We start from the raw sequence: 24984 nt of genomic DNA, 5'->3' as shown, positions 1-24984 counted from the left end.
GCAGTTGCCCCTCGATTGCAACTGACTCAGTGCTTGCGGATCTTCTCGACGATCGCCGTGGTCGAGCTGTTCTCCACCAGGCCGAGCACCTTCACCGTGCCGCCGTAGGCCTTGACGATATCGGCACCGACCACCTGGTCGATACCGTAGTCGCCGCCCTTGACCAACACATCCGGCTTGACCTGGCGCAGCAGGTTCTCGGGGGTGTCCTCAGGGAAGCTGATGACCCAGTCCACCGCACCGAGCCCGGCCAGCACGGCCATGCGACGATCGACGCTGTTGATTGGACGGCCCGGCCCTTTCAGGCGGCTGACCGAAGCATCGTCGTTGATGGCGACGATCAGGCGGTCGCCCTGGGCGCGGGCCTGCTCCAGATAGGTCACGTGGCCCGCATGCAGGATATCGAAACAGCCATTGGTGAAGACGATGCTTTCGTTGTGCGCACGGGCATCATCGATGGCCAGCAGCAACTGCTCCAACCCCAGCACGCCGCGCTCGGAGCCTTCTTCACGCTGGATCGCCCGACGCAGTTCGGGTGCGCTGATGGCGGCAGTACCCAGCTTGCCGACCACGATGCCGGCGGCCAAGTTGGCCAGGGCGACCGCGTGCGGCAGGTCTTCGCCCGCGGCAATGGCCGCGGCGAGAGTGGAAATCACCGTATCGCCGGCACCAGTGACATCGAACACCTCACGGGCTCGGGCCGGCAGGTGCAGCGCCGGGTGGCCGATGCGCAGCAAGGTCATGCCGTGCTCGCCACGGGTCACCAACAGCGCGCCCAGGTCCAGCTCTTCGAGCAGCTTCAGGCCCTTGGCAACCAGCTCGGCTTCGTCGGCGCAACGGCCGACGATGGTCTCGAACTCGCTGAGGTTCGGGGTGATCAGGCTGGCGCCGCGGTAGATCGAGAAATCCTTGCCCTTGGGGTCGGCCAGCACCGGGATACCCTTGCCGCGGGCAGCCTGGATCAACGACTGGTGATTTTTCAGCGCGCCCTTGCCGTAATCGGACAGCACCAGGACCTTGACGCCTTCGAGCAAGGCATCCACTTCCGCTCCCAACGACAGCGGGTCGGTGGCGAAGGGCTCTTCGAAATCGATGCGCAGCAACTGCTGGTGGCGGCTCATGACCCGCAGCTTGACGATGGTCGGCTGATGGGCGATGCGCTGAAAGATCGAGCGCACGCCTGCGGCCTGCAGGCTGTTGGCCAGGCTGTCGGCGGCTTCGTCCTGGCCGGTGACGCCAACCAGCGCGGCAGGGGCGCCGAGGGCGGCGATGTTCAAGGCCACGTTGGCGGCGCCGCCGGGACGGTCCTCGATCTGATCGACCTTGACCACCGGCACCGGCGCTTCAGGCGAGATACGCGAAGTACCGCCATGCCAGTAGCGGTCGAGCATGACATCGCCGACCACCAATACCGGGGCTTGATCGAAACGCGGCATGGACAACTTCATGGGCAACCCATCATTGGAAAAGTGAACAGGGGCAGGATATTAGCACAGGGTTGCGCAGGGCTTTACGGCCAACCGCGGCAATGCTGTATCGATTGACTGGCGGGGCCGCGCGGGCCCCACCCTATGGCCGATCAGGTGATGTCGGCCTTTTCCGCTTCGTCCAGGCCCATGGCGTGCAGGCGGGCATAATGGCCATTGGCCTGGAGCAGTTCGGCGTGGGTGCCACGCTCCACCAGACGGCCTTGATCCATTACCAGAATCAAGTCGGCTTTCTCGATGGTCGACAGGCGGTGGGCGATCACCAGAGTGGTGCGACCTTCCATCACGTGGTCCAGCGCCGCCTGGATGTGACGCTCGGACTCGGTATCCAGGGCCGAGGTCGCCTCGTCGAGGATCAGCAGTGGCGCGTTTTTCAGCAACGCCCGCGCAATCGCCAGACGCTGGCGCTGGCCTCCGGAGAGCAGCACACCGTTCTCGCCGACTTCGGTATCGAAGCCCTTGGGCAACTGGTCGACGAACTCCTTGGCGTAGGCATCGGCGGCGGCGGCCTCGATATCCGCCCGAGGGGCGCCGGCCAAGTCACCGTAGCCGATGTTGTTGGCCACCGTGTCGTTGAACAGGGTGACGTGCTGGGTCACCTGGGACACATGACGACGCAGGTTGCGCAGGCGGTACTGTTCGATTTCCACGCCGTCGAGCAGGATCTGCCCTTCCGTGTGGTGATAGAACCGCGGGATCAGCGCCGCCAGCGTCGACTTGCCGCTGCCGGACCGCCCGACCAGGGCGATCATCTGCCCAGGCTCGGCGGTGAAGCTGATGTCGCTGAGCACCTGACGCTCGGTGCCGGGGTAGGTGAAGCTGAGGTTGCGTACTTCGAGGCGTCCGTCGACCCGTTCCTTCTCCACGGTGCCGGCATCGACCTCCGGCTTCTCGTCCAACTGCTCGAAGATGCTTTCGGCACCGGCAAGGCCCTTCTGGATGGTCGAGCTGACTTCCGAGAGCTGGCGAATCGGCTTGGGCAGCAACCCGGCCGCCGTGATGTAGGCCACCAGATCACCGGCCGACGCCTCGCCGCGCAGGAACAGCACCAGGAACATCAGCGTGGCCATGGCGGTGTAGATCACCAGTTGCAGCAACGGCGTGTACAACGCACCGGTCTTGGTCATGCGCAGCTGCTTGTCGGTGTTGCTCTGGCTGGCAGCGTTGAAGCGACGCTCTTCGTAGCTTTCGCCACCGAAGCTGCGCACCACGCGATAACCCTGGATGGTTTCGGAGGCCACATGGGTGACATCGCCCATGGCTACCTGGATCTTCTTGCTCTGCTTGCGGAATTTCTTGCTGGCGGTACTCACCATCACCGCGATCAGCGGCAGGATCGCCACCATCACCAAGGTCAGTTTCCAGTTCATCCACAGCAGGTAGGCGAACAGGAACACCACTGTCAGGCCTTCACGGATGACCACCTTGATGGCATCGGTGGCCGCGCCGGTAACCATGGTCACGTTGAAGGTGATGCGCGAAATCAGGTGCCCGGAGTTGTGGTTGTCGAAGTAGCGGTTGGGCAGCACCAGTAGCTTGTTGAACAACTCGACCCGAAGGTCGTGAACCAGGCACAACGAAACCTTGGACAGGTAGTAGTTGCCCAGGAACGAGCCCAGGCCCTGCCAGGCGGCGATCAGGATGATCAGCAGCGGCACCGCCTGCAGCAACTGCAGGTCACGCAGGTAAGGCACGCTGGGGAACAACACCGCCTGGGGGTTGCTCAGGCCGTCGACGAAATACTTGAGGATCCCGGCCAGCATCGGTTGGGTCGAAGCGAAGATCACGAAACCGACGATGCTCAGCAGGAAGATGCCGATATAAGGTTTGACGTAGCCCAGCAGGCGCAGGTAGATCTTCAGGCTCGCAGGCGAAGACGATTCGGGAACTGTCATGAGAATCCGTCGGGTCAAAAAGAGTCGGGATTATAACACACGCGGTGTCTCGCACCGCCCGCTGCAGGTAAGATAGGCGGCTGTCCCGAACCCATGGCCCTGGAGGCTAGATGCACGCACTTGACCACGCCCGCTACCTTGCCCTGCGCGAGGGCGCTCATGTCCTCGAAGCCGACGGCACTGGCGACAAGGTCCTGCGCCTGCGCGACGGCACGATGCTCAAGCTGTTCCGGCGCAAGCGCCTGATCAGCTCGGCGGCCTGGTATCCCTATGCCCGACGCTTCGCCGACAACTGCAAGGCCCTGGCCGCGCGCGACATCCCCTGCCCAAAGGTCAAGGCGGTGTACCGGATTGCCGAGATCGCCCGCGATGCCGTGCATTACGACCCGCTCCCAGGGCATACGCTGCGTCAACTACTGGAGCAACCCGGCGAGCATCCCGAACTACGCGACCAGCTTGGGCAGTTCATCGCGACGCTGCACGAGTCAGGCGTGTACTTCCGCTCCGCGCATCTGGGCAACGTGGTACTGACGCCCGAAGGCAAGCTGGGGTTGATCGATGTCGCCGACCTGCGCATGTACCGCAAGCCACTTCGCCGATCACAACGTCAGCGCAACTTCCGCCACATGCTGCGGTATCGGCAAGATCGGGAATGGTTGCTGGGTGACCGCGACAACCTGTTCATCGAGGCCTACCTGGCCAGCCAGCAGGTCTGCCGCCGCCAGGACCTGGCCAGCGCACTGGCCTGAACGAAGATGGCCGCCCGGAGGCGGCCATCTTCATCATCAGCGCAAACGTCGCTGCTGCAACCCACGGCCAAGTACCATGGCTGCTGGCAGCAGGACCAGCGGCCAAAGCTCGTCGGGGTTGCCGATCAGCTTGCTGCCGTCGAAGTTGAGCATGACCAGGGCACAGGCCAGGTACATGCCCCACGGGTCGCGCAGGCGCACGGCCTGGACCAGGGTCATCGCCACGATGACCAGGAACAGCAGCAGCGAAACACCACCGGTGTAAAGCCCCAAGGCAACGAAGATATTGTGCGGGTGCTGGATCGGCATGGTGCCGGCAAGCAGCTTGTCGGTATGGAACTCCACCCCGCAGCCCAGGGCCCAGCCACAGTTCTGCCACTCGCCGACCATGACGCGGAACAGCTCACCGCGGAAGGAGTCACCACGGGCGATGACCGAATGAACCCAGCTGGCATCCTTGATCAGCCAGAGCACCATAGCCCCTAGCACCGCGAACCCCAGCAGCCATGGACCAGCGATTCGGGGAAAGCGCCACAGCGCCCAAACTGCCCAGGCAGCGAACAGGAACGCAGCACCAAGCATTGCCGTGCGGGTCTGCAGCACGAAGCTCACCGCCACCAGGGAAAGTACCACTGCGGCGAACGCTTCGACCCAAAGCTGCCTGCGCAACCAATGCGGCATGGCCAGCGCCAAGGCACACAGCAGCCAGATACTGACGTAGATGACATTTTCCATTCGCGCCGGCAGCAGATCGACACGCTGCCCCAAGGCATACAACCCCGTCGCATAGGCGTAAAGCGCATAGGCGAAGATATACAGGCAGATGATCCAGAACAGCGCCCGGGCAAATACCCAGGAACGCATGAAATCATGATTCACCAACGCGGCCACGACGAAGACAAACAATGTCACATAGACGATATGCTTGTAGAACTGCCCCTCACCGGCAATCGCCGCCGGCACCAGGAACCACAGCAGGAACACCAGCCACGCCAGGCCAAGCTTGTCGCTGAACAGCCCCGCACCACGCTCCTTGACCAGGAACACCAGGCCAGGCAACGCAATGAAGGCGTAGAAAATGTTGTTGGTCCATTTCGATGAGGCCATCAGCACGAAGCTGGCCAGGAACACGATCAACGCCGCGCTGAAATAGCGCCGACTCGTGCGGTTATCGCTGCCAATCCCTTCAAACATCCTTCAACACCCATCCAAGCAATAGTCCAATAAACAACACGCCCAGCAGGCGGATACGATCCATGCGCTTGCGTCGGGCCTTCTTGATCTTCTCTTCCGGCATTTCCACATGCTCGCCGAACCCGGTGTGCAGCACCGCGTCGTTCTCGAGGATCAGCGCGTAGCGGTCGCGCTCGGCGTAGAGCCGCGACAGGCTCTTCTCACCCGAATGCGCGGCGTACGGCGCATGCGCCTGGTAGTCGGCAAGCCTGCGCAGGCCCGGGTTGAACGAGAAGCCCTGCCATTCCGCCTTGTGCGAACCCAGCTTGTGGAAGGCAATTCCCTGCAGCACCTGACGCGCCTCCAGGAACACGTAGGGGCTGTGCACCTGCAAGTCATGGTTGAAGCTGCGCAGCCAGACCTGCAAGGCTTGCGGGTCGGCTTCGAGCAATGCCTGGGACTCCTCGACGAACCCCGGGCGATAGAACGCCCAGTCATCCTCGCAGTGGAACACCCAGAACGTCTTGACCTGCGAGTAGGCGGCATCCACCGAACGCAACTGCCCGAGCTTGGGATTGTTGACGATGAAGGTGGTGTGCTCGCGCCAGTGCTCGGGAATGCAGTCGCGTACCGCCTCGTCACCGGAGTCTTCGGTGATGAACACTTCGCGGATGGGCGCCGTGTTGTAGAGATCGAAACTCTCGAGCGTGCGCTTGAGCAGTTCAAAACGACCACAGCTGGTCACCACCAGTGTGATCTCGCTGTTTTCACTGAAGATCATGGCTTCCTCGATGTGTTTTAGGGCTTAACGCGACCAACCAATGGCACGCAGCAGGCGCTCCACCAGGCCGGGTTTGCTGGCTGGGCGTAGCGGCGCACGCATGGCCTCGGTGATCGCCTGCCCAAGCGCGTGAAAGGTATAACGCTGCTCGGCCAGTTGCTGGCCGTTGCGCGAGATACGCTCGGCCAGGGCCAGGTCGCCACGCAGTTGGGCGAGCTTCTCGCGTAGTTGTTCAAGGTCGCGATAGAGCACGATGTTGTGCATATCGACGAAACCCAGTGCCTGGTTCTCCTCCTCGCCTTGGTCATAGGCGAACAGGACACAACCACAGGCCATGGCTTCGAAGTTCTTGATCATGTACTCGCCCATGCCGACGTCGGCACTGACGAAAAAGCGGATGCGGCTAAGGGTCTGGCTGTATTCCTCGCCCGACTTGGTGCGGGTGATCAGCAGATTTTCCACCGCCGCGATCGACTCGAGCATCTGCTTGCGACCCGAGTAGGCCACGCTGCGCAGGCTGCCGACGAACGCCAGTTCGATGTCGCGCTCGCGGTTTTCGTTGCGCAGCAGCGCCTGGTCGTAGCCCTTCGGTACGAATACCGCATCGAAGCCTTCATCACGCAAGCGACGGGTAACCACGGCACCTGAAGTGATGACCCGTGCCCACGGCAACTGGCGATAGTACTCGCTGAACTTGCCGGTGTACTTGCACGGGATGTAGTTCTGATAGGCGTCGTGCTCGAGGATCACCAGATTCGGGATGGTGCGGATGAAGCGCGCCTGGCGGATTTCTTTCTTGAACCGCAGGAAGAACAGGATGCGGTCGTACTGATCGATTTGCACATGGCGATGGAAGTAGCCGCGCAGATCAGCCTGCTCGTCACCGGTGAGCCAACGTATGTCGCACTCGCAGTCGGCCGCGATGCCTTCGTAAAGACGGTCCAGGATGGCGCGTTGCTCTTTCTGGACCAGGAACAGGACTTTCACCGTGGCTCTCTCTTGTCGATCACTGTACCGACCCACAGCAGTTCGTGGCGCCGTACGGCCTTGCGGAAGAATTCATTGTCACCGAATGCCGGCCAGCGCCGGGCGGCCAGGCAGCGCTGCAGGAAGCGACGAACCCTGCGTTTGAATGGAGCCGCAGGCTGCAGGTCGTGCATCATACCCAATGCGATGGCCTTTTGCCTCTGCTGCTGCTCGCCAACCCCAAGCACCCAGGGGCGCATGGGCAGGCTTGCATCGAAGAACGGTGGCAAAGGCACCCCGGTACCGGCATCGCCCATCGGCCAGCGATCATTGTCGTGCAGGTGATTGGCGTACAACAGCAAGTTTTGCGGTTGCCAACTCGCCCCTTGCAACGCTTGCTGCAGGGCGTCATGGGCGCACACGTGGTCCGGGTGGGGATCGAGCGTCGGGTGCGGCATCACGATGGTTGCCGGGCGCGCATGCTCGATGAGCTCGCGCAGGTCCTGGACCAGGTTGCTCCAGGTCGGTTGGCCATCGGCATCGCTGCACAGCGCGACCTCGTTGAAACGGCGGAATGGCCGGGTGTCGATCAGGTCGGCCTCGCGCGATGCGACAGGTGTCTCGGGCTCGGCCTGCATGGCCGGCAGCTGCATGCAGAAATAACCCAACTGCACGCACTGCTGGGAAGGCACCCCGGCCCAGCGGGGTACGGCGATGCTGTCCCAACTGCGCAACTCGCCCTTGAGCCGGGCCGCCTCTACCAAGTCAAGGCCGAAGGTTTCGCGATAATACGCGTTCTCGATCTCGCCTGCGGTCAGAGTCACGATCCAGCTGCTTTTTGCCTGGGCATAAGCGGCGAATGCCGCAAGCTCGGCATCGTCGGCATGGGGTGCGATGACCATCAGCGAGCCGGCCAGGTAGTCGCCGTGACGGAACACCAGCAATTCCATCTCCGGCGCCACGCGGCAGTGCCGGCCACTCAGGCGCAGCCGCCCGGCGCTCAGCGCCTCGGCCTGCCCCCCCAGGTTCAGGTAGCGCACACCGCGAACACCACGCTCGAAGGCCTGGCAATCGGCGACGCCCCCTTCGATGCGTACCGCCGGGTCGAGCAGGCGCCCCAACCAACCGGCGCGAAGATTCACCCGCAGCAACAGGGTCTCGCTGCCGTCCAGCTGGCAATCTTTCGGCAACGCAAGCACCCCACCATGGCTGTGCAGCGCATGACGCTCGCTGGCCTGCAAATCGTACTGGTAGTCGCTGCCGGGCACGTAGAACAGGTGGTCGGAGAACCAGGCCTCATGGGCCACCCACAACAACACCGCGAGAACAGGCGGCAACCACCATGCCCACAGCGCCGTGAGCACCAGCGCGACAAGCAACACCAGCAGGATCACCCGCTTGCGCTTGCGATGGCGTTTGAGCAGTTGCTGCTTGTTGGCGCTCATGTTCAGACCTGGAAGACGTTGACGGGGTTGCACCAACGATCCTTGTACTCTCGATCGGCCCGGCCAAAGGAGAACCGCAGCGCCTTGCCTCGGGCATTGGCATCCTCCCAGGCAGCCTGGGTATTGAGGAAGCTCAGTACGCTACCAGGGCTGAAGGCCTTGGTCTGCGGGTCGACACCGCCGTTTACATATTCGACGCTGATCCATTGTGGCGCCTCGACGCGATACACCAGCTGGATCGCGATCGGCGCGCCCTCCAGGAACAGCACGGAGCCAATCAACAGTTCGCGCAGGCGCTCGACCACTTCAGCCATGCGGGCCGCGCCGGTAGCCGGGAACCCCCAGCGACGCTGGAACAAGTCACAGTACATCGCCGCGATCTCGGCTGCAGTGAAATCGCCAATCGGTCGCACCTGGCCGCCGGCCTCTTCCAGCAGGCGCAGCTCACGGCGCTGGTTATAGCGAAATTTCTTCGACAGGTCCTCGTGCGGGCGAGACATGGCCAACTGCTCTGGCTGCGCCTTGAGACCGCTGAAACGGCCCTGGTTCAACTCGGACAGGTAACGCCCGGCATGGCGCAGCGGCGCGGCGCAGTCATCGGCGGCTGGCAGGATGATCTCGGCGTTGCCCAGGTCGAACAGGCCTTTCTTGCCATGACGCTTGAGTACGTCCTTGGACAGCGCCAAGTGTCGCCCCCATACCGGCAACGCGGCCTTGAGCTCGCCGCCCTGCGGAAACCCCAGATAGCGCACTGGGATCTGGGCCAGGTCGGCCAGTTGCTCGATCACCAGAGGATGGGTCGCCACACTGCCGCCAAACCGCTGCCAGGTCTCGCCGTAGGCGGCCGCGTCGATGACTTGCCAACCGCGTTCGCGCCAGCCTTGGATAAAGTTGAGCATCAGGCCTCCGCGACCAGCGCACGCACCTGCGGCAACTGCCAGAAGGCATCGCGCACTGCCTGGTCGCTGAAACGCTGCTGCAAGCGCTGCAGCATGTGCAAAGCACAGGCCTCACGCTGCCCGGCGTCCAGCCCGGCCATATGCTTCAGGCCCTGGGCCAGCTGCGCGGCATCCCCCAGCGGGAACAGCACGCCCACGCCCTCGACTACTTCTCGGGCGCCGCCACAGGCGGTGGCCAGCAGCGGCACGCCCGCCACCATGGCCTCGAGCAGGACCATGCCGAACGGCTCATGGTCGGAGCTCAGCGCAAATACATCAAAGGCGCGGAAGTAACGGCGGGCGTCCGGCACCTGGCCGAGGAAGTCCACCTGCCCGACAATGCCCAACTCACTGGCCAATGCCTTGAGCGGTGCCTCGAGGCGGCCCTTGCCCAGGATTGCCAACCGCGCGCCAGCCGGCAGGCCAGGCAAGGCTTCGGCGAAGCCGCGCAACAGCGTGGCCTGGTCCTTGTCCGGGTGCAGTCGGCCGACATTGCCGACCACCCATGCCTGCTCATCCAGGCCCAAGGCGCGACGCGCCTCGTCACGCGGCACCAGGCGGGCTTGCAATGCCTCGACATCAATGCGGTTGTACAGGGTCTGGATACGCTCGGCCGGCCACTGCCCCAGGCAGCGTCGCATGTCGTCGCGCACCGCGTCCGAGACACCGAGCAGGCTCAGGCGTTTGCGGAACAGGTTGGCGAACAGGCGACGACCCTTGCGCTGGTAGTCGCCAAACGCGTGGTGCACGCCGATCACCGGCAGGCCGGTGCCCAGCAGCGCGACATAGATCGGCTTGAAGCGGTGGGCGATGCAGAACGCGAAATTGCGCTGCGCGGCGATCTTGCGCAGCGCGGCGATGGCACCCAGTTTCAGGCCACGCACGGCCTTTGAACTGAATTCCAGGAACAATACCTCGTCCGAGGCGCAGCCAGCCGCGACCTGCGCGTCAGCTGCCCCGGTGAGGAACACGGTGGTGACCTTGTAGCCGCTGCCCTGGAACAGGCTGGCGTATTGACGGGCGCAGTCGAGGAACGGCCCGTCATAGCCATGGCAGAACTGCAGGATCCGCGGTTCAGAGCGGCTGGTCATACGGCGCGGCGCCTTCCTTGACCACCAGGATGTCTTCCATGATCAGGTACTGCAAGTCCGAGCCGAAGAACATGTTCAGGGCGTCGGTCGGCGAGCAGATCATCGGTTCGCCACGGCGGTTGAGCGAGGTGTTCAGCGACACGCCGTTGCCGGTCAGGTCTTCCAGCGCCTTCATCATGTCGTAGTAGCGCGGGTTGTACTCGCGCTTGAGCACCTGGGCACGCGAGGTACCGTCCTCGTGGACCACTTCCGGCACACGGGTCTTCCACTCTTCTGCCACTTCGAAGGTGAAGGTCATGAACGGGGCCGGATGATCGATCTTGATCATCTGCGGCGCGACAGTGTCGAGCATCGACGGGCAGAAAGGCCTCCAGCGCTCGCGGAACTTGATCTGGTGGTTGATGCGGTCGGCCACGCCCGGCACGCTCGGGCAACCGATGATCGAGCGACCACCCAGTGCGCGCGGGCCGAACTCCATGCGGCCCTGGAACCAGGCCACCGGGTTGCCGTCGACCATGATCTTGGCGATCTGCTCGGGCATGTTCTCGAGCTTGCGCCATACCGGTTTGCTCGGGTGACGGGCGCAGGCGGCGATCACGTCTTCGTTGGAGTACGCAGGGCCGAGGTAGACGTGCTCCATCTTCTCGACCGGCACGCCACGGGCGTGGGACACGTAGGCAGCAGCACCCACCGCAGTACCGGCGTCGCCGGACGCTGGCTGGACGAACAGCTCTTTCACGTCATCGCGGGCGATGATCTTCTGGTTCAGCTTGACGTTCAGCGCACAGCCGCCGGCGAAGGCCAGCTTGCCGGTCTCTTTCAGGGTATCGCCCAGGTAGTGGTCGATCATCTGCAGGGCGAGCTTCTCGAACAACGCCTGCATGCTCGCCGCGTAGTGGATATACGGCTCGTCGGCGATGTCGCCTTCGCGCTTCGGACCCAACCACTCGATCAACTTGGGCGAGAAGTAGAAGCCCTTGCCCTTCTCTTTATAGCGGCGCAGGCCGATGACGTTGGCGTACTCGGTGTTGATCACCAGCTCGCCGTTTTCGAAGCTGGCCAGGCGCGAGAAGTCATATTTGCTGGCATCGCCGTACGGCGCCATGCCCATGACCTTGAACTCGCCATCGAGCATCTCGAAGCCGAGGAACTCGGTGATCGCGCCATACAGGCCACCCAGGGAGTCCGGGTCGAAGAATTCCTTGATCTTGTGGATCTTGCCGTTTTCGCCATAGCCGAAGAAGGTAGTGGCGTACTCGCCCTTGCCGTCGATGCCGAGGATTGCGGTCTTCTCTTTGAAGCCCGAGCAATGGTAGGCGCTGGAGGCGTGGGCCAGGTGGTGCTCGACCGGTTCGATCTTGATCTTCTTCGGATCGAAGCCCAGCTGCTCCAGGCACCAGACGATCTTCTTGCGGTAGCGCTTGTAACGGCGGTTGCCCATCAGCAGCGCGTCGAGAGCGCGATCCGGGGCGTACCAGTAGCGCTTGGCGTAGTGCCAGCGGGCCTTGCCGAACAGGCTGATCGGGGCGAAAGGAATGGCCACCACGTCGACGTCCGACGGCTTGATGCCGGCCTGCTCCAGGCAGAACTTCGCCGACTCGTAGGGCATGCGGTTCTTCGCATGTTTGTCACGCACGAAGCGCTCTTCTTCGGCGGCGGCAATCAGCTTGCCGTCGATGTACAGGGCCGCGGAAGGGTCATGGCTAAGGGCGCCGGACAGGCCAAGAATCGTCAGTGCCAAGGGGTTAGCCTCTCAAATCGGTATGAAGTGCGCCACCGGCCATTCAGGCGGATGGCGGCTAAAGGGCGGGATTATAACGCAAAGATCGCCAGACGCGATGCATAGACGTGGCAGCGAGCTTGCCCCGCGATGGCGTTGGATCTGCTGACGCCATCGCCGGGAAAGCCCACTCCCACGGTGCTTGCGACGCCTGTTTATTCGGCGATCAGCCAGTCCATGCGGAAGCTGCCGGCGGTCTGTGCCAGTTCCTTGGCCAACCACGGCAGCAGCTCCTTGAGTTCGTCTTCCAGGCCCCACGGTGGGTTGGCGATGGCCAGGCCCGAGCCGTTCAGGCCCTGCGGGCTGTCCTGGTGATGCACATACAGCTCCACGCGTAGCAGCTTGGGCGCGCCGGTGCTGGTGAGGTCCTGGTAGAAGCGGGTCAGCGAACGCTGGTCCTTGATCGGGTACCAGATGGCCGCGACGGTCTGGCGCATGCGACCGATCGCCTCCTTCATCGCCACGGTGCAGCGCTTGAGCTCGTCGGCCTGCTCGAACGGCGGGTCGATCAGCATGATCGCGCGTTTTTCCTGCACCGGCAGCAGCGCCCGCGGGATGTGCCAACCCTCGCCCAGGTGCACGGTGACTCGCGGATCCTTCTTCATGTTCTCTTTGAGCAGCACGCCGTCTTCAGGGTGCTTTTCGTTGAGTTGTGCACGGTCCTGTTCACGCATCAAACGCCGGGCCAGCTCGGGGGAGCCCGGGTAGTAACGCAGCTCGCCGTTCTTGTTCAGGCGTTTGATGACACCCAGATAGTCGGCGGTAACGGCTGGCAGGTCATCGCGATTCCACAGGCGGGCGACGCCCTCGAGGTACTCACCGGTACGGCTCGCCTGGTCGCCCTGCAGGTCGTACAGGCCAAGCCCTGCGTGGGTATCGATATAGGCGAACGGCTGCTCCTTGCGCGACATCAGGGCGATGAGGCGGGTGAGCACGATGTGCTTGAGGACGTCGGCATGGTTGCCGGCGTGGAAGGCGTGACGATAGTTCATGAGGACTCCTGCGGGGGCTGCAAGTTTACCTTGCCTTGCAGCCGGCAAAAAGCATCGCCCGCGATAGGGACAACGCCGATTCAGCAGGCGTTACTTGTCAGCGTGATACGCCGCATCAGCGGTTTCAAAACGCGAAACCATGCTGTTCGTCGGGCTGCCCAGCTTGCTCACCACGAAGATGGCGATGCTGGCGAACAGGAAGCCCGGGATGATCTCGTACAGCCCCAGGCCGACGTAGCTCTTCCACAGGATCACGGTCAGTGCACCGACCACGATACCGGCCAGCGCGCCGTTGCGGGTCATGCCTTTCCACAGTACCGAGATCAGCACCACCGGACCGAAGGCGGCACCGAAGCCAGCCCAGGCGTAGGCCACCAGGCCAAGCACGCGGTTCTCGGGGTTGGCGGCCATGGCGATGGCGATCAGCGCGACAGCCAGCACCATCAGGCGGCCGACCCAGACCAGCTCGGTCTGCGAGGCGTTCTTGCGCAGGAAGGCCTTGTAGAAGTCTTCGGTCAGGGCGCTGGAGCACACCAGCAGCTGGCAGCTCAGGGTGCTCATCACCGCCGCCAGGATGGCCGACAGCAGCACACCGGCAACCCATGGGTTGAACAGGATCTTGGCGAGCTCGATGAACACGCGCTCGTGGTTCTCGGTGACCGGACCGGCCAGGTCAGGATGCGCCGAGAAGTAGGCGATACCGAAGAAGCCCACGGCGCAGGTACCGGCCAGGCAGAGGATCATCCAGGTCATGGAGATGCGACGGGCATTGGCAATCGACTTCACCGAGTCGGCAGCCATGAACCGCGCCAGGATGTGCGGCTGGCCGAAGTAGCCCAGGCCCCAGCCCATCAGCGAGATGATGCCGATGAAGGTGGCGCCCTTGAACATGTCGAAGTGCGCCGGGTTCACCGCGTCGATGGCGGCGAAGGTCTGGTCGAAGCCGCCGGTGGAGATCAGCACGATCACTGGGGTCAGGATCAGCGCGAAGATCATCAGCGATGCCTGCACGGTGTCGGTCCAGCTCACCGCCAGGAAGCCACCGACGAAGGTGTAGGCGATGGTGGCCGCGGCACCGGCCCACAGGGCGGTCTCGTAGGACATGCCGAAGGTGCTTTCGAACAGGCGGGCGCCGGCGACGATGCCGGAGGCGCAGTAGATGGTGAAGAACACCAGGATGACGATGGCCGAGATGATCCGCAGCAGGCCGGTCTTGTCCTCGAAGCGGCTGGCGAAGTAGTCCGGCAGGGTCAGGGCGTCACCGTTGTGCTCGGTCTGCACGCGCAGACGGCCGGCGACGAACAGCCAGTTCAGGTAGGCGCCGACGGTCAGGCCGATGGCGATCCAGGCCTCGGAAAGGCCGGCGAAGTAGATGGCGCCCGGCAGGCCCATCAGCAGCCAGCCGCTCATGTCCGATGCGCCGGCGGAAAGCGCGGTGACCACGCTGCCGAGGCTACGGCCGCCGAGAATATAGTCGGAAAGGTTCTTGGTGGAGCGATAGGCCGCGAAGCCGATCAGCACCATTGCCGCGATGTAGATCACGAAGGTGATCGTGATTGGATTGCCCATGAGTTGTGCCCTGGCGTTGTTTTTATCTCTGCGACTCGCCGTGCACGACGACGGTTGCACCCAGGCGGCGCATCCTATGCAACAACATGAATCAGGTGCAACCATTTTTCATTTGCAAGTTGCACCCAAGCCTGCATTTTCAGATAAAACCGCTTTCTTGCTTCTTTTCGGAGCAAAAACGACGTTTCTCATACTTAAATGCAGCAAAAACAGCCATTTCGGTGGTTCAGAAATACCCTTCAGACGAGTTGCACCTGAGGCATGAAAAATTCGGGTTGCACCCGGTTGCACCCCAATTGTCCTACAGGCTAATCTTGCCGCCAGCTTAGGCCACATCCGTGGCCAATAACGAGGATAAGAAATGGCGACGACCACCCTTGGGGTCAAACTCGACGACCCGACCCGTGAGCGACTCAAAGCAGCTGCGCAGTCCATCGACCGCACGCCGCACTGGTTGATCAAGCAAGCGATCTTCAACTATCTCGAGAAGCTCGAGGGTGGCGCCACCCTGAACGACCTCAACGGCCATGCCGCCGCTGGCGACGACGCCGGCGAAGTCGCCGCCGACCACGCCCACCAGTGCTTCCTGGAGTTTGCCGAAAGCATCCTGCCGCAGTCGGTACTGCGCTCGGCAATCACCGCCGCCTACCGCCGCCCCGAGCAGGAAGTGGTGCCGATGCTGCTGGAGCAGGCACGCCTGCCGGCCGCCCAGGCCGAAGCCACCAACAAGCTGGCCGCAAGCCTGGCCGACAAGCTGCGCAACCAGAAGAGCGCCGGTGGCCGCGCCGGCATCGTCCAGGGCCTGCTGCAGGAGTTCTCGCTGTCCTCGCAAGAAGGCGTGGCGCTGATGTGCCTGGCCGAAGCCCTGCTGCGCATCCCCGACAAAGGCACCCGTGACGCACTGATCCGCGACAAGATCAGCACCGGCAACTGGCAGCCGCACCTGGGCAACAGCCCGTCGCTGTTCGTCAACGCTGCCACCTGGGGCCTGCTGCTGACCGGCAAGCTGGTCAGCACCCACAACGAATCCGGCCTGACCTCCTCGCTCACCCGCATCATCGGCAAGAGCGGCGAGCCGATGATCCGCAAGGGCGTCGACATGGCCATGCGCCTGATGGGCGAACAGTTCGTCACCGGCGAGACCATTGCCGAGGCCCTGGCCAACGCAAGCAAGTTCGAATCCAAGGGCTTCCGCTACAGCTACGACATGCTCGGCGAAGCCGCGCTGACCGAGCACGACGCGCAGAAATACCTGGCCTCCTACGAGCAGGCGATCCACTCGATCGGCAAGGCCTCGCACGGCCGTGGCATCTATGAAGGTCCGGGCATCTCGATCAAGCTCTCGGCCCTGCACCCGCGCTACAGCCGCGCCCAGTACGAACGCGTGATGAGCGAGCTGTACCCGCGCCTGCTGTCGCTGACCCTGCTGGCCAAGCAGTACGACATCGGCCTGAACATCGACGCCGAGGAAGCCGATCGCCTGGAGCTGTCGCTGGACCTGCTTGAGCGCCTGTGCTTCGAGCCGTCGCTGGCCGGCTGGAACGGCATCGGCTTCGTTATCCAGGCGTACCAGAAGCGCTGCCCATATGTGATCGACTATGTCATCGACCTGGCCAAGCGCAGCCGCCACCGCCTGATGATCCGCCTGGTGAAGGGCGCCTACTGGGACAGCGAGATCAAGCGCGCCCAGGTCGAGGGCCTGGAAGGCTATCCGGTCTACACCCGCAAGGTGTACACCGACGTTTCCTATATTGCCTGCGCGCGCAAGCTGCTGTCGGTACCGGAAGCCATCTACCCGCAGTTCGCCACCCACAACGCCCACACCCTGTCGGCCATCTACACCATCGCCGGGCAGAACTACTACCCGGGCCAGTACGAGTTCCAGTGCCTGCACGGCATGGGCGAACCGCTGTACGAGCAAGTCGTGGGCAAGATCTCCGAGGGCAAGCTGAACCGTCCGTGCCGCGTGTACGCACCGGTCGGCACCCACGAGACCCTGCTGGCCTACCTGGTCCGCCGCCTGCTGGAAAACGGCGCCAACACCTCGTTCGTCAACCGCATTGCCGACCACTCGATCTCGATTCAGGAACTGGTTGCCGACCCGGTCGCCAGCATCGAGCGCATGGGTACCCAGGAAGGCAGCATCGGCCTGCCGCACCCGCGCATCCCGATGCCGCGTGAGCTGTACGGCAGCGAGCGGGCCAACTCGGCCGGCATCGACATGGCCAACGAACATCGCCTGGCGTCGCTGTCCTGCGCCCTGCTTGCCACCGCCCACAACGACTGGAAAGCCACGCCGCTTCTGGCTTGCGCCGCCAGCGAGCAGCCGGCCTCGCCGGTGCTCAACCCGTCCGATCATCGCGATGTGGTTGGCCATGTGCAGGAAGCCACCGTCGCCGACGTCGACAATGCCATCCAGTGCGCGCTCAACGCCGCGCCGATCTGGCAGGCCACTCCCCCGGCCGAACGCGCCGCGATCCTCGAACGCGCCGCCGACCTGATGGAAGCCGATATCCAGCCGCTGATGGGCCTGCTGGTGCGCGAAGCCGGCAAGACCTTCGCCAACGCCATCGCCGAAGTGCGCGAGGCGGTGGACTTCCTGCGCTACTACGCGGTGCAAGCACGCAACGACCTGCGCAACGACAACTGCCGCCCACTGGGCCCGGTGGTGTGCATCAGCCCGTGGAACTTCCCGCTGGCGATCTTCTCCGGCCAGGTGGCCGCGGCCCTCGCCGCTGGCAACCCGGTACTGGCCAAGCCCGCCGAGCAGACCCCGCTGATCGCCGCCCAGGCCGTGCGCCTGATGCTGGAAGCCGGCATCCCCGAAGGCGTGCTGCAACTGCTGCCGGGCCAGGGCGAAACCGTCGGCGCCGGCCTGGTCGGTGACGAGCGCGTCAAGGGCGTGATGTTCACCGGTTCCACCGAAGTCGCCCGCCTGCTGCAACGCAACATTGCCGGGCGCCTGGACAACCAGGGCCGTCCGATCCCGCTGATCGCCGAAACCGGCGGCCAGAACGCGATGATCGTCGACTCCTCGGCGCTGACCGAGCAGGTGGTGATCGATGTGGTGTCTTCGGCCTTCGACAGCGCCGGCCAGCGTTGCTCGGCCCTGCGTGTGCTGTGCCTGCAGGAAGACTCCGCCGACCGCGTGATCGAGATGCTCAAGGGCGCCATGGCCGAAAGCCGCCTGGGCAACCCGGAGCGCCTGTCCGTGGACATTGGCCCGGTGATCGACGCCGAAGCCAAGGCCGGCATCGAGAAGCACATCCAGGGCATGCGCGACAAAGGCCGCAGCGTTTACCAGGTGGCCATCGCCGAGGGTGAAGAGATCAAGCGCGGCACCTTCGTGATGCCGACCCTGATCGAACTGGAAAGCTTCGACGAGCTCAAGCGCGAAATCTTCGGTCCAGTGCTGCACGTGGTGCGCTACAACCGCAAGGACCTGGACCAGTTGATCGAGCAGATCAACGCTTCCGGCTACGGTCTGACCCTGGGCGTGCACACCCGCATCGACGAGACCATCGCCAAGGTGGTGGACAACGTCAACGCCGGCAACATGTACGTCAACCGCAACATCGTCGGCGCCGTGGTCGGTGTGCAGCCGTTCGGCGGTGAAGGCTTGTCGGGCACCGGCCCGAAAGCCGGTGGCCCGCTGTACCTGTACCGTCTGCTGTCGACCCGCCCGGCCGACGCCATCGCCCGCCACTTCCAGGCCGACGACGCACGCAGCAAGGCCGACACCACCCTGCGCGACCAGCAGCTCAAGCCGTTGACCACCCTCAAGACCTGGGCGGCCAGCAGCCAGATGAGCGATTTGGTCGCGCTGTGCGAGCAGTTCGCCGAGCAGTCGCAGAGCGGCATCACCCGCGTGCTGCCAGGCCCGACCGGCGAGCGCAACACCTACAGCGTGCTGCCACGCGAACACGTGCTGTGCCTGGCCGACAACGAGGCCGACCTGCTGGCCCAGCTGGCAGCGGTACTGGCCGTGGGTAGCTCGGCGGTGTTCCAGGACGGCGAACCGGCCAAGACCGTGCGTGGCCGTTTGCCGAAGGAGCTGCAAGCGAAGATCAAGCTGGTGGCTGACTGGAGCAAGGACGAGGTCGCCTTCGACGCGGTCATCCACCACGGTCACTCCGACCAGTTGCGCGGGGTCTGCGAGCAGGTGGCCAAGCGTGCCGGCGCGATCGTCGGCGTGCATGGGCTGTCGAGCGGCGATCACCAGATCGCCCTGGAGCGGCTGGTGATCGAGCGGGCGGTGAGTGTTAATACCGCGGCGGCAGGTGGTAACGCCAGCCTGATGACCATCGGTTGACACCGATCTAACAAAAAAGGAGAGCTTCGGCTCTCCTTTTTTGTGGGCGCTTGGCCTAATCGTCATAGTGGTAACGGCACTGCAGGATGGTCAGGGTTCCCGCCTCGTAGAAGTAGACCAATCGGTGTTCGCGAGTGATACGGCGAGACCAGAAACCTGACAGGTCGCCTTTGAGCGGCTCTGGCTTGCCGGTGCCTTTGAAAGGGCTGCGCAGACACTCACAGATCATCGTGTTGATGCGCTGGAAGATAGCGACATCACTGTTTCGCCAGTAACCGTAGTCTTCCCACCCCTCAGCAGTGAAGGCCACGCTTGTGGTGCTTCGCGCCTCAGTCTTGTTTCGTTGCTTGGCTTTCACATTCATCGAGTGCCAGTTCCTGGGTAACGGCCTTACCAGCCCGGAGCTGAGCAATGGAAGCGCGAAGACGCTTGGCGTTCGCGGACGACGCCAGCAGGTACATGGTCTCGCGCATGCCGTTGTAGTCCTCGAGCGAAATCATCACGACCGGCTCGCCACGCTGACGTGTGATGACTGCCGGCTCATGGTCCCGGCATACGTCGTCCATTGTCTGCTTCAGGTCGGCGCGTGCCTGGCTGAACGTCAGTACATGCATTTTTCTTTCCTTTCCAGGTACCGCCTGGATCAGTTCTCGAGAGTCAACAGGCCTTGATGGCAGGTCGGCGCTGTGCGACCTGCCTGCCAAACATTGTACAAACTTGCGTACAACTCGCAAGGTCGAGCCCTGAAACTATTTGGAGAACTGATTGCCGCTGGGAAAGGTGGATATGGAACCGGAATTCCCGCAGCGGCAAAACAGCGTTAAGTCCTGCTGCCATGTAGGAGCTGTCCCAAACCGGCGCATGGCACGATATCAAGACAGCCCCACTCCCGCGGCAGTACCCAAATGCGTGGGAGCGGCAATGCGCCGATGCGACTTGCCCCGCGATACCCTTTTGGGTCGTCAACACCCCATGCCCAGTTTGGCATCGTCCATCAGTGCCTTGGCCAGGGCGCTCAGGTAATACGAGGCCCAGAGCAGTTGGAGCTTTTCCTCCATGATCCCGGTGATGGTCAGGTCGCCCAAGGTGACCTGGGCGATGGCCACTTCTGCCCCCATATCACCCACACCAATTAACCTGTCCCCTGCCCCACTACCCCGCCTAGACTCGCTGCACCCCGAACCAGGAATGCAGCCATGTCCGAGCAACTCCTCAGCAGCCGCAACCTCGCCTTCGAACTCTACGAAGTCCTCGACGCCGAGGCCCTGACCCAGCGTCCGCGCTTCGCCGAGCACAGCCGCGAGACCTTCGACGCGGCGCTGACCACCGCCCGCGCCATTGCCGAAAAGTACTTCGCCCCGCACAACCGCAAAGCCGATGAAAACGAGCCCCACTACGTGGACGGCCGCGCCGAGCTGATCCCGGAAGTGAAACCGGCCGTGGACGCCTTCCTCGAAGCGGGCTTCCTCAACGCCAACCGCGACTTCGAAGTCGGCGGCATGCAGTTGCCAAGCCTGGTATCACAGGCCTGCTTTGCCCACTTCCAGGCGGCCAACGCTGGCACCACGGCCTACCCGTTCCTGACCATGGGCGCGGCCAACCTGATCGAGAGTTTCGGCACTGAAGAGCAAAAGCGCCTGTTCCTGCAGCCGATGATCGAGGGCCGCTACTTCGGCACCATGGCCCTGACCGAGCCCCATGCCGGATCGTCACTGGCCGATATCCGCACCCGCGCCGAACCCGCAGGCGACGGCAGCTACCGGCTCAAGGGCAACAAGATCTTCATCTCCGGCGGCGATCACGAGTTGTCCGAGAACATCGTGCACATGGTCCTGGCCAAGCTGCCGGACGCGCCAGCCGGGGTGAAGGGCATCTCGCTGTTCATCGTGCCCAAGTACCTGGTCAACCCCGACGGCAGCCTGGGTCCGCGCAACGATGTGCTGCTGGCCGGTCTGTTCCACAAGATGGGCTGGCGCGGCACCACTTCTACCGCGCTCAATTTCGGCGACAACGGCCAGTGCGTCGGCTACCTGGTCGGCCAGCCGCACCAGGGCCTGGCCTGCATGTTCCAGATGATGAACGAGGCGCGCATCGGCGTCGGCATGGGCGCGGTGATGCTCGGCTACGCCGGTTACCTGTATTCACTGGAGTACGCCCGCCAACGCCCACAGGGCCGCCTGCCGGACAACAAGGACCCGCACAGCCCCGCCGTGCCGATCATCGAGCACAGCGACGTCAAGCGCATGCTGCTGGCACAGAAGGCCTACGTGGAGGGTGCTTTCGACCTGGGCCTGTACGCAGCCCGGCTGTTCGATGACACCCACACTGCGCCGGATGAAAACACCCGCCAGCAAGCCCAGGAATTGCTCGACCTGCTCACCCCGATCGTCAAGTCCTGGCCTTCGGCGTTCTGCCTCAAGGCCAATGAACTGGCGATCCAGATCCTCGGCGGCCACGGCTACACCCGCGAGTACCCGGTCGAGCAGTACTACCGCGACAACCGCCTCAACCCGATCCACGAAGGTACCGAAGGCATCCAGTCCCTCGACCTGCTCGGGCGCAAGCTGGCGCAGAACAACGGCGCCGGGCTCAAGCAACTGATCCGCCTGATCGCCGGTACCTGCGAGCGCGCCAGCCATCACCCGAACCTCGACAACCTGCGCCAGCCACTGGAACAGCTGGTCAATCGCCTGCAAGCGGTCACCCTCGCCCTGCTCGGTGACCTGGCCCAAGGCAAGGTCGCTGGGGCCCTGGCCAACTCGGCGCTGTACCTCAAGGCCTTCGGCCACTGCGTGATCGGCTGGCGCTGGCTGGAGCAGGCCATCCATGCCGAGGTCGGCCTGCTCAAGGGCAGCGACCGCGACTTCTACCTGGGCAAGCTCCAGGCCGCGCGTTATTTCCTCACCTGGGAAGTGCCGGGCTGCCATAATGACCTCGCTTTGCTCGAGGCCCGCGACGATACGTGCCTGGGCATGCAAGAGGGGTGGTTCTAGGGGGAGCCACCGCGCACACGGAGGTTTCCCATGTTCGACTCCAGCACCCTGCTGCGCCAGCGCTTCGCCGCGTTGCGCAGCACGGCCGAACTGTTCTCGCTTCGCCATGTGAAGCAATCGCAGCAGTCACTGTCGGTACGGCGCAACGTCGCCGAGCCGCCCTTCTTCAGCCAGGACGAAGGCGCCATGCTCACCGTGCGGGTCAACGGCGTCGAGGCCTACGCGGCCACCGCCGACCTGTCCCAGGCAGGCCTGCAACGCGCGCTGGAACAGGCCGAGGCACTCGCCCGGCGGATCAAGGCCAGCAGCCTGCTCGACCTGAGCGGCCAAGCCGCCCCGAGCGGGCGTCACGATCATGTCTCGCCCAATTTCGAACAATCCCTGCCCAACCTCGCCGACTGCCTGGAGCTGCTCGCCGCCGAGTCCGCCAGCGTACCCAGGGACGAGCGCCTGGTGGACTGGCAGGCAAGCCTGGGCTTCAGCGTGGTCGAGCAGACCTACCTGAACTCCGCCGGCGCCGAGCTGCGCCATGCCCAGCGCTTCATCTACCCAGGCCTGGGCGTCACCGCCAGCGACGGCCAGGACAGCCAGAGCCGCAGCCTGGGCCGGGAGAACTTCGGCCAGCAAGGCGGCTTTGAAGTGGTCGAGCGCTGCGGCCTGCTCGGCGCGGCCCGCCGGGTGGCCGACGAGGCGCTGCAATTGCTGCTGGCGCCGAACACCCCGGCCGGTCAGCGCGATCTGTTGCTGATGCCCGACCAGATGATGCTGCAGATCCACGAATCCATCGGCCACCCGCTGGAGCTGGACCGCATTCTCGGCGATGAGCGCAACTACGCCGGCACCAGCTTCGTCAAAGCCAGCGATTTCGGCCATCTGCAGTACGGTTCGAAGCTGCTCAACGTGACCTTCGACCCGACAATCCACGAGGAGCTGGCCAGCTACAGCTTCGATGACGACGGCACTCCGGCCAGCAAGCAGTTCCTGATCCGTGATGGCCTGCTGGTGCGCCCCCTGGGTGGCGCCCTGTCGCAACTGCGCTCGGGCCTGGACGGCGTGGCCAACAGCCGCGCCTGCGGCTGGAACCGCGCGCCGATCGACCGCATGGCCAACCTCAACATCGAACCGGGCGAGCAGACGCTGGCGCAACTGATCGCCGGCATCGAGCACGGCATCCTGATGCGCACCAACCGCTCCTGGTCCATCGATGATGCGCGCAACAAGTTCCAGTTCGGTTGTGAGTGGGGCCAACTGATCGAGAACGGCGAACTCAAGGGCGTGGTGAAGAACCCGAACTATCGCGGCATCTCTGCCGACTTCTGGCGCAACCTCTCGGCGGTCGGTGACCGCAGCACCTTCCAGGTACTCGGCACGCCCAACTGCGGCAAGGGCGAGCCCAACCAGGTGGTGCGGGTCGGCCATGCCTCGCCGGCCTGCGTGTTCCGCCAGATCGACGTATTTGGAGGGGACGCCTGATGAGCACCGTCTACCAGCAACGTTTCGAAAGCTTGCTCGATGGTCTGAACGCTGCCGTGCAGCCCGGCGAGCAGTTCACCCTGGGCTACAGCGCCGAGCACTCGCAGTTCGTGCGCTTCAACCATGCCAAGGTGCGCCAGGCCGGGCTGGTCAGCCAGGCCAGCGTGCAGTTGCGGCTGGTCCGCGAAGGGCGTCAGGCCGAGCAACAGATCACCCTGGGCGACGATCCAGAATTGGACCGCCAGCGCCTGCACGACGCCCTCGCGCAACTGCGCCAGACCCTGCCGCTGCTAGCTGTGGATCCCTACCTGAACCTCGACGACAGCGCCTGGCACAGTCATAGCCTGCTGGAGCAGCCACTGCCCGAGCTGGACGAAGTGCTGGCCTTGGTCGAGCGCGAAGCCGGCGACCTGGATCTGGTCGGCATCTATGCCGCCGGCCCCATCTGCCGCGGCTTCGCCAGCTCGTTCGGCGCCTTTGGCTGGCACCAGGCCAACAGTTTCAACTTTGACTGGAGCCTGTTCCACGCCAACGGCCAGGCCGTCAAAGCCAACTACGCAGGGCAGGCCTGGAGCGGCGAAACCTTTGCCGCGCGCCTGCGTCAGGCTCGCGAACAGCTGGCGCACCTGGGGCGCCCAGCCGTCACCCTCAAGCCTGGCAGCTACCGCGCTTACCTGGCGCCAGCGGCGATGGACGAGATCGCCGGCATGCTGTGCTGGGGTGGTTTTTCCGCGCAGGCGCTGGCCACTGGCAACAGCCCGTTGCAGCGCCTGTACAACGGCGACGCGCAGTTGAGCCCGCTGGTGAGCTTCCGCGAACAAGTCAGCGGCTCGCTGAGTCCGGCCTTCTCCGACGAGGGCTCGCCGCGCCGCGACCTGCTGCTGATCGGTGAAGGGCGGGCGCTGGAAAGACTGGTGAGTGCGCGCAGCGCCGTCGAATTCGGCCAGCAGGCCAATGGCGCCGACAGCTACGAGTCGCCCTGCGCGCTGAGCCTGGCGCCGGGCAACCTTCCCGACGAGCAGATTCTCGAACGCCTGGGCACCGGCCTTTACATCAGCAACCTCTGGTACCTGAACTACTCGGACCTGCCGGCGGCGCGCATGACCGGGCTGACCCGCTTCGCCACCTTCTGGGTGGAGAACGGGCAGATCCAGGGCCCGGTGAGCACCATGCGCTTCGACGACAGCCTGTACAACCTGCTGGGCAACCAGCTGGAGGACCTGAGCCAGGAGCGCGAGATGATCCTGTCGACCAGTACCTATGGGCAGCGCAGCACCGGTTCGAGTCATCTGCCAGGGGCGCTGGTGAAGGGGTTGACCCTGACACTGTGATTCGCAGGA

At 63.9% G+C, this 24984-nt stretch carries 19 protein-coding genes and 1 pseudogene; 6 read left to right on the top strand and 14 right to left on the bottom strand.

Going from position 1 to position 24984, the window contains the following annotated elements; all coding sequences use genetic code 11:
- Positions 1-26 precede the first annotated feature (26 nt).
- The gene (gene hldE, locus ACODS9_RS16415; protein WP_367857799.1) at positions 27-1448 is read right to left on the bottom strand and encodes a bifunctional D-glycero-beta-D-manno-heptose-7-phosphate kinase/D-glycero-beta-D-manno-heptose 1-phosphate adenylyltransferase HldE; all 1422 of its coding nucleotides are present in this window, start codon (positions 1446-1448) and stop codon (positions 27-29) included.
- 131 nt (positions 1449-1579) lie between these two features.
- Complete coding sequence (gene msbA, locus ACODS9_RS16410) at positions 1580-3382, bottom strand: lipid A export permease/ATP-binding protein MsbA (RefSeq protein ID WP_489094296.1); 1803 nt, start codon at positions 3380-3382, stop codon at positions 1580-1582.
- Between the two features lie 110 nt (positions 3383-3492).
- On the opposite strand from msbA, the gene ACODS9_RS16405 reads away from it, so the two are divergent.
- Positions 3493-4131 (top strand): phosphotransferase, encoded by a 639-nt coding sequence (locus tag ACODS9_RS16405; RefSeq protein ID WP_489094295.1) that lies wholly within the window; start codon positions 3493-3495, stop codon positions 4129-4131.
- A gap of 36 nt (positions 4132-4167) precedes the next feature.
- Here ACODS9_RS16405 and ACODS9_RS16400 read toward each other — a convergent pair whose 3' ends face one another.
- From ACODS9_RS16400 to putP, 9 genes are all read right to left on the bottom strand, one after another.
- Positions 4168-5325 (bottom strand): O-antigen ligase domain-containing protein, encoded by a 1158-nt coding sequence (locus ACODS9_RS16400; protein ID WP_489094294.1) that lies wholly within the window; start codon positions 5323-5325, stop codon positions 4168-4170.
- Positions 5318-6085, bottom strand: coding sequence for a glycosyltransferase family 2 protein (locus ACODS9_RS16395; protein ID WP_489094293.1), 768 nt, complete (start codon positions 6083-6085; stop codon positions 5318-5320). The genes ACODS9_RS16400 and ACODS9_RS16395 overlap by 8 nt, the downstream gene beginning before the upstream one ends.
- A gap of 24 nt (positions 6086-6109) precedes the next feature.
- The gene (locus ACODS9_RS16390) at positions 6110-7072 is read right to left on the bottom strand and encodes a glycosyltransferase family protein (protein WP_489094292.1); all 963 of its coding nucleotides are present in this window, start codon (positions 7070-7072) and stop codon (positions 6110-6112) included.
- Complete coding sequence (locus ACODS9_RS16385) at positions 7069-8496, bottom strand: PIG-L deacetylase family protein (RefSeq protein WP_401108996.1); 1428 nt, start codon at positions 8494-8496, stop codon at positions 7069-7071. Before ACODS9_RS16385 ends, ACODS9_RS16390 begins: the two co-directional genes overlap by 4 nt.
- Before the next feature lie 2 nt (positions 8497-8498).
- On the bottom strand, positions 8499-9395 hold the full coding sequence (locus ACODS9_RS16380) for an antimicrobial resistance protein Mig-14 (RefSeq protein ID WP_401108994.1): 897 nt from the start codon (positions 9393-9395) through the stop codon (positions 8499-8501).
- The gene (locus ACODS9_RS16375) at positions 9395-10525 is read right to left on the bottom strand and encodes a glycosyltransferase (RefSeq protein ID WP_489094291.1); all 1131 of its coding nucleotides are present in this window, start codon (positions 10523-10525) and stop codon (positions 9395-9397) included. Before ACODS9_RS16375 ends, ACODS9_RS16380 begins: the two co-directional genes overlap by 1 nt.
- Positions 10509-12266, bottom strand: a complete 1758-nt coding sequence (locus ACODS9_RS16370; protein WP_023630136.1) for a carbamoyltransferase family protein — start codon at positions 12264-12266, stop codon at positions 10509-10511. The genes ACODS9_RS16375 and ACODS9_RS16370 overlap by 17 nt, the downstream gene beginning before the upstream one ends.
- A gap of 194 nt (positions 12267-12460) precedes the next feature.
- On the bottom strand, positions 12461-13297 hold the full coding sequence (locus tag ACODS9_RS16365; RefSeq protein ID WP_094012361.1) for a 23S rRNA (adenine(2030)-N(6))-methyltransferase RlmJ: 837 nt from the start codon (positions 13295-13297) through the stop codon (positions 12461-12463).
- A 90-nt stretch (positions 13298-13387) separates the two neighbouring features.
- A complete protein-coding gene (gene putP, locus ACODS9_RS16360) occupies positions 13388-14866 on the bottom strand; it encodes a sodium/proline symporter PutP (RefSeq protein ID WP_046853960.1) in 1479 nt (492 codons plus the stop codon).
- Between putP and ACODS9_RS16355 the strand changes: the two genes are divergently transcribed.
- Together ACODS9_RS16355 and putA are read left to right on the top strand one after the other, a co-directional pair.
- Positions 14865-15131 (top strand): hypothetical protein, encoded by a 267-nt coding sequence (locus ACODS9_RS16355; RefSeq protein ID WP_489094290.1) that lies wholly within the window; start codon positions 14865-14867, stop codon positions 15129-15131. The two genes, putP and ACODS9_RS16355, sit on opposite strands and share 2 nt — an antisense overlap.
- A gap of 96 nt (positions 15132-15227) precedes the next feature.
- Positions 15228-19178, top strand: a complete 3951-nt coding sequence (putA, locus tag ACODS9_RS16350; RefSeq protein WP_489094289.1) for a trifunctional transcriptional regulator/proline dehydrogenase/L-glutamate gamma-semialdehyde dehydrogenase — start codon at positions 15228-15230, stop codon at positions 19176-19178.
- Between the two features lie 55 nt (positions 19179-19233).
- Here putA and ACODS9_RS16345 read toward each other — a convergent pair whose 3' ends face one another.
- The 3 genes and pseudogenes from ACODS9_RS16345 to ACODS9_RS16335 form a co-directional block, all read right to left on the bottom strand.
- Positions 19234-19542, bottom strand: coding sequence for a Txe/YoeB family addiction module toxin (locus ACODS9_RS16345; RefSeq protein WP_031315114.1), 309 nt, complete (start codon positions 19540-19542; stop codon positions 19234-19236).
- Complete coding sequence (locus tag ACODS9_RS16340; protein WP_489094288.1) at positions 19508-19792, bottom strand: type II toxin-antitoxin system Phd/YefM family antitoxin; 285 nt, start codon at positions 19790-19792, stop codon at positions 19508-19510. The genes ACODS9_RS16345 and ACODS9_RS16340 overlap by 35 nt, the downstream gene beginning before the upstream one ends.
- 348 nt (positions 19793-20140) lie before the next feature.
- A pseudogene (locus ACODS9_RS16335) lies at positions 20141-20257 on the bottom strand (DUF3077 domain-containing protein); the annotation flags it as partial.
- A gap of 117 nt (positions 20258-20374) precedes the next feature.
- On the opposite strand from ACODS9_RS16335, the gene ACODS9_RS16330 reads away from it, so the two are divergent.
- Genes ACODS9_RS16330 through ACODS9_RS16320 form a run of 3 tightly spaced genes read left to right on the top strand, consistent with a single transcriptional unit; the run spans position 20375 to position 24975 of the window.
- Positions 20375-22171: an acyl-CoA dehydrogenase gene (locus tag ACODS9_RS16330; protein WP_489094287.1), complete on the top strand. Its 1797-nt coding sequence runs from the start codon at positions 20375-20377 to the stop codon at positions 22169-22171.
- 30 nt (positions 22172-22201) lie between these two features.
- On the top strand, positions 22202-23644 hold the full coding sequence (locus ACODS9_RS16325; protein ID WP_489094286.1) for a TldD/PmbA family protein: 1443 nt from the start codon (positions 22202-22204) through the stop codon (positions 23642-23644).
- Positions 23644-24975, top strand: coding sequence for a TldD/PmbA family protein (locus ACODS9_RS16320; RefSeq protein ID WP_489094285.1), 1332 nt, complete (start codon positions 23644-23646; stop codon positions 24973-24975). The genes ACODS9_RS16325 and ACODS9_RS16320 overlap by 1 nt, the downstream gene beginning before the upstream one ends.
- Positions 24976-24984 lie beyond the last annotated feature (9 nt).

The sequence above is a fragment of the Pseudomonas sp. FG36 genome (genome assembly GCF_057809275.1).
Note: the sequence above shows the minus strand (reverse complement) of the source record. Positions and strands in the feature narration are given on the sequence as shown.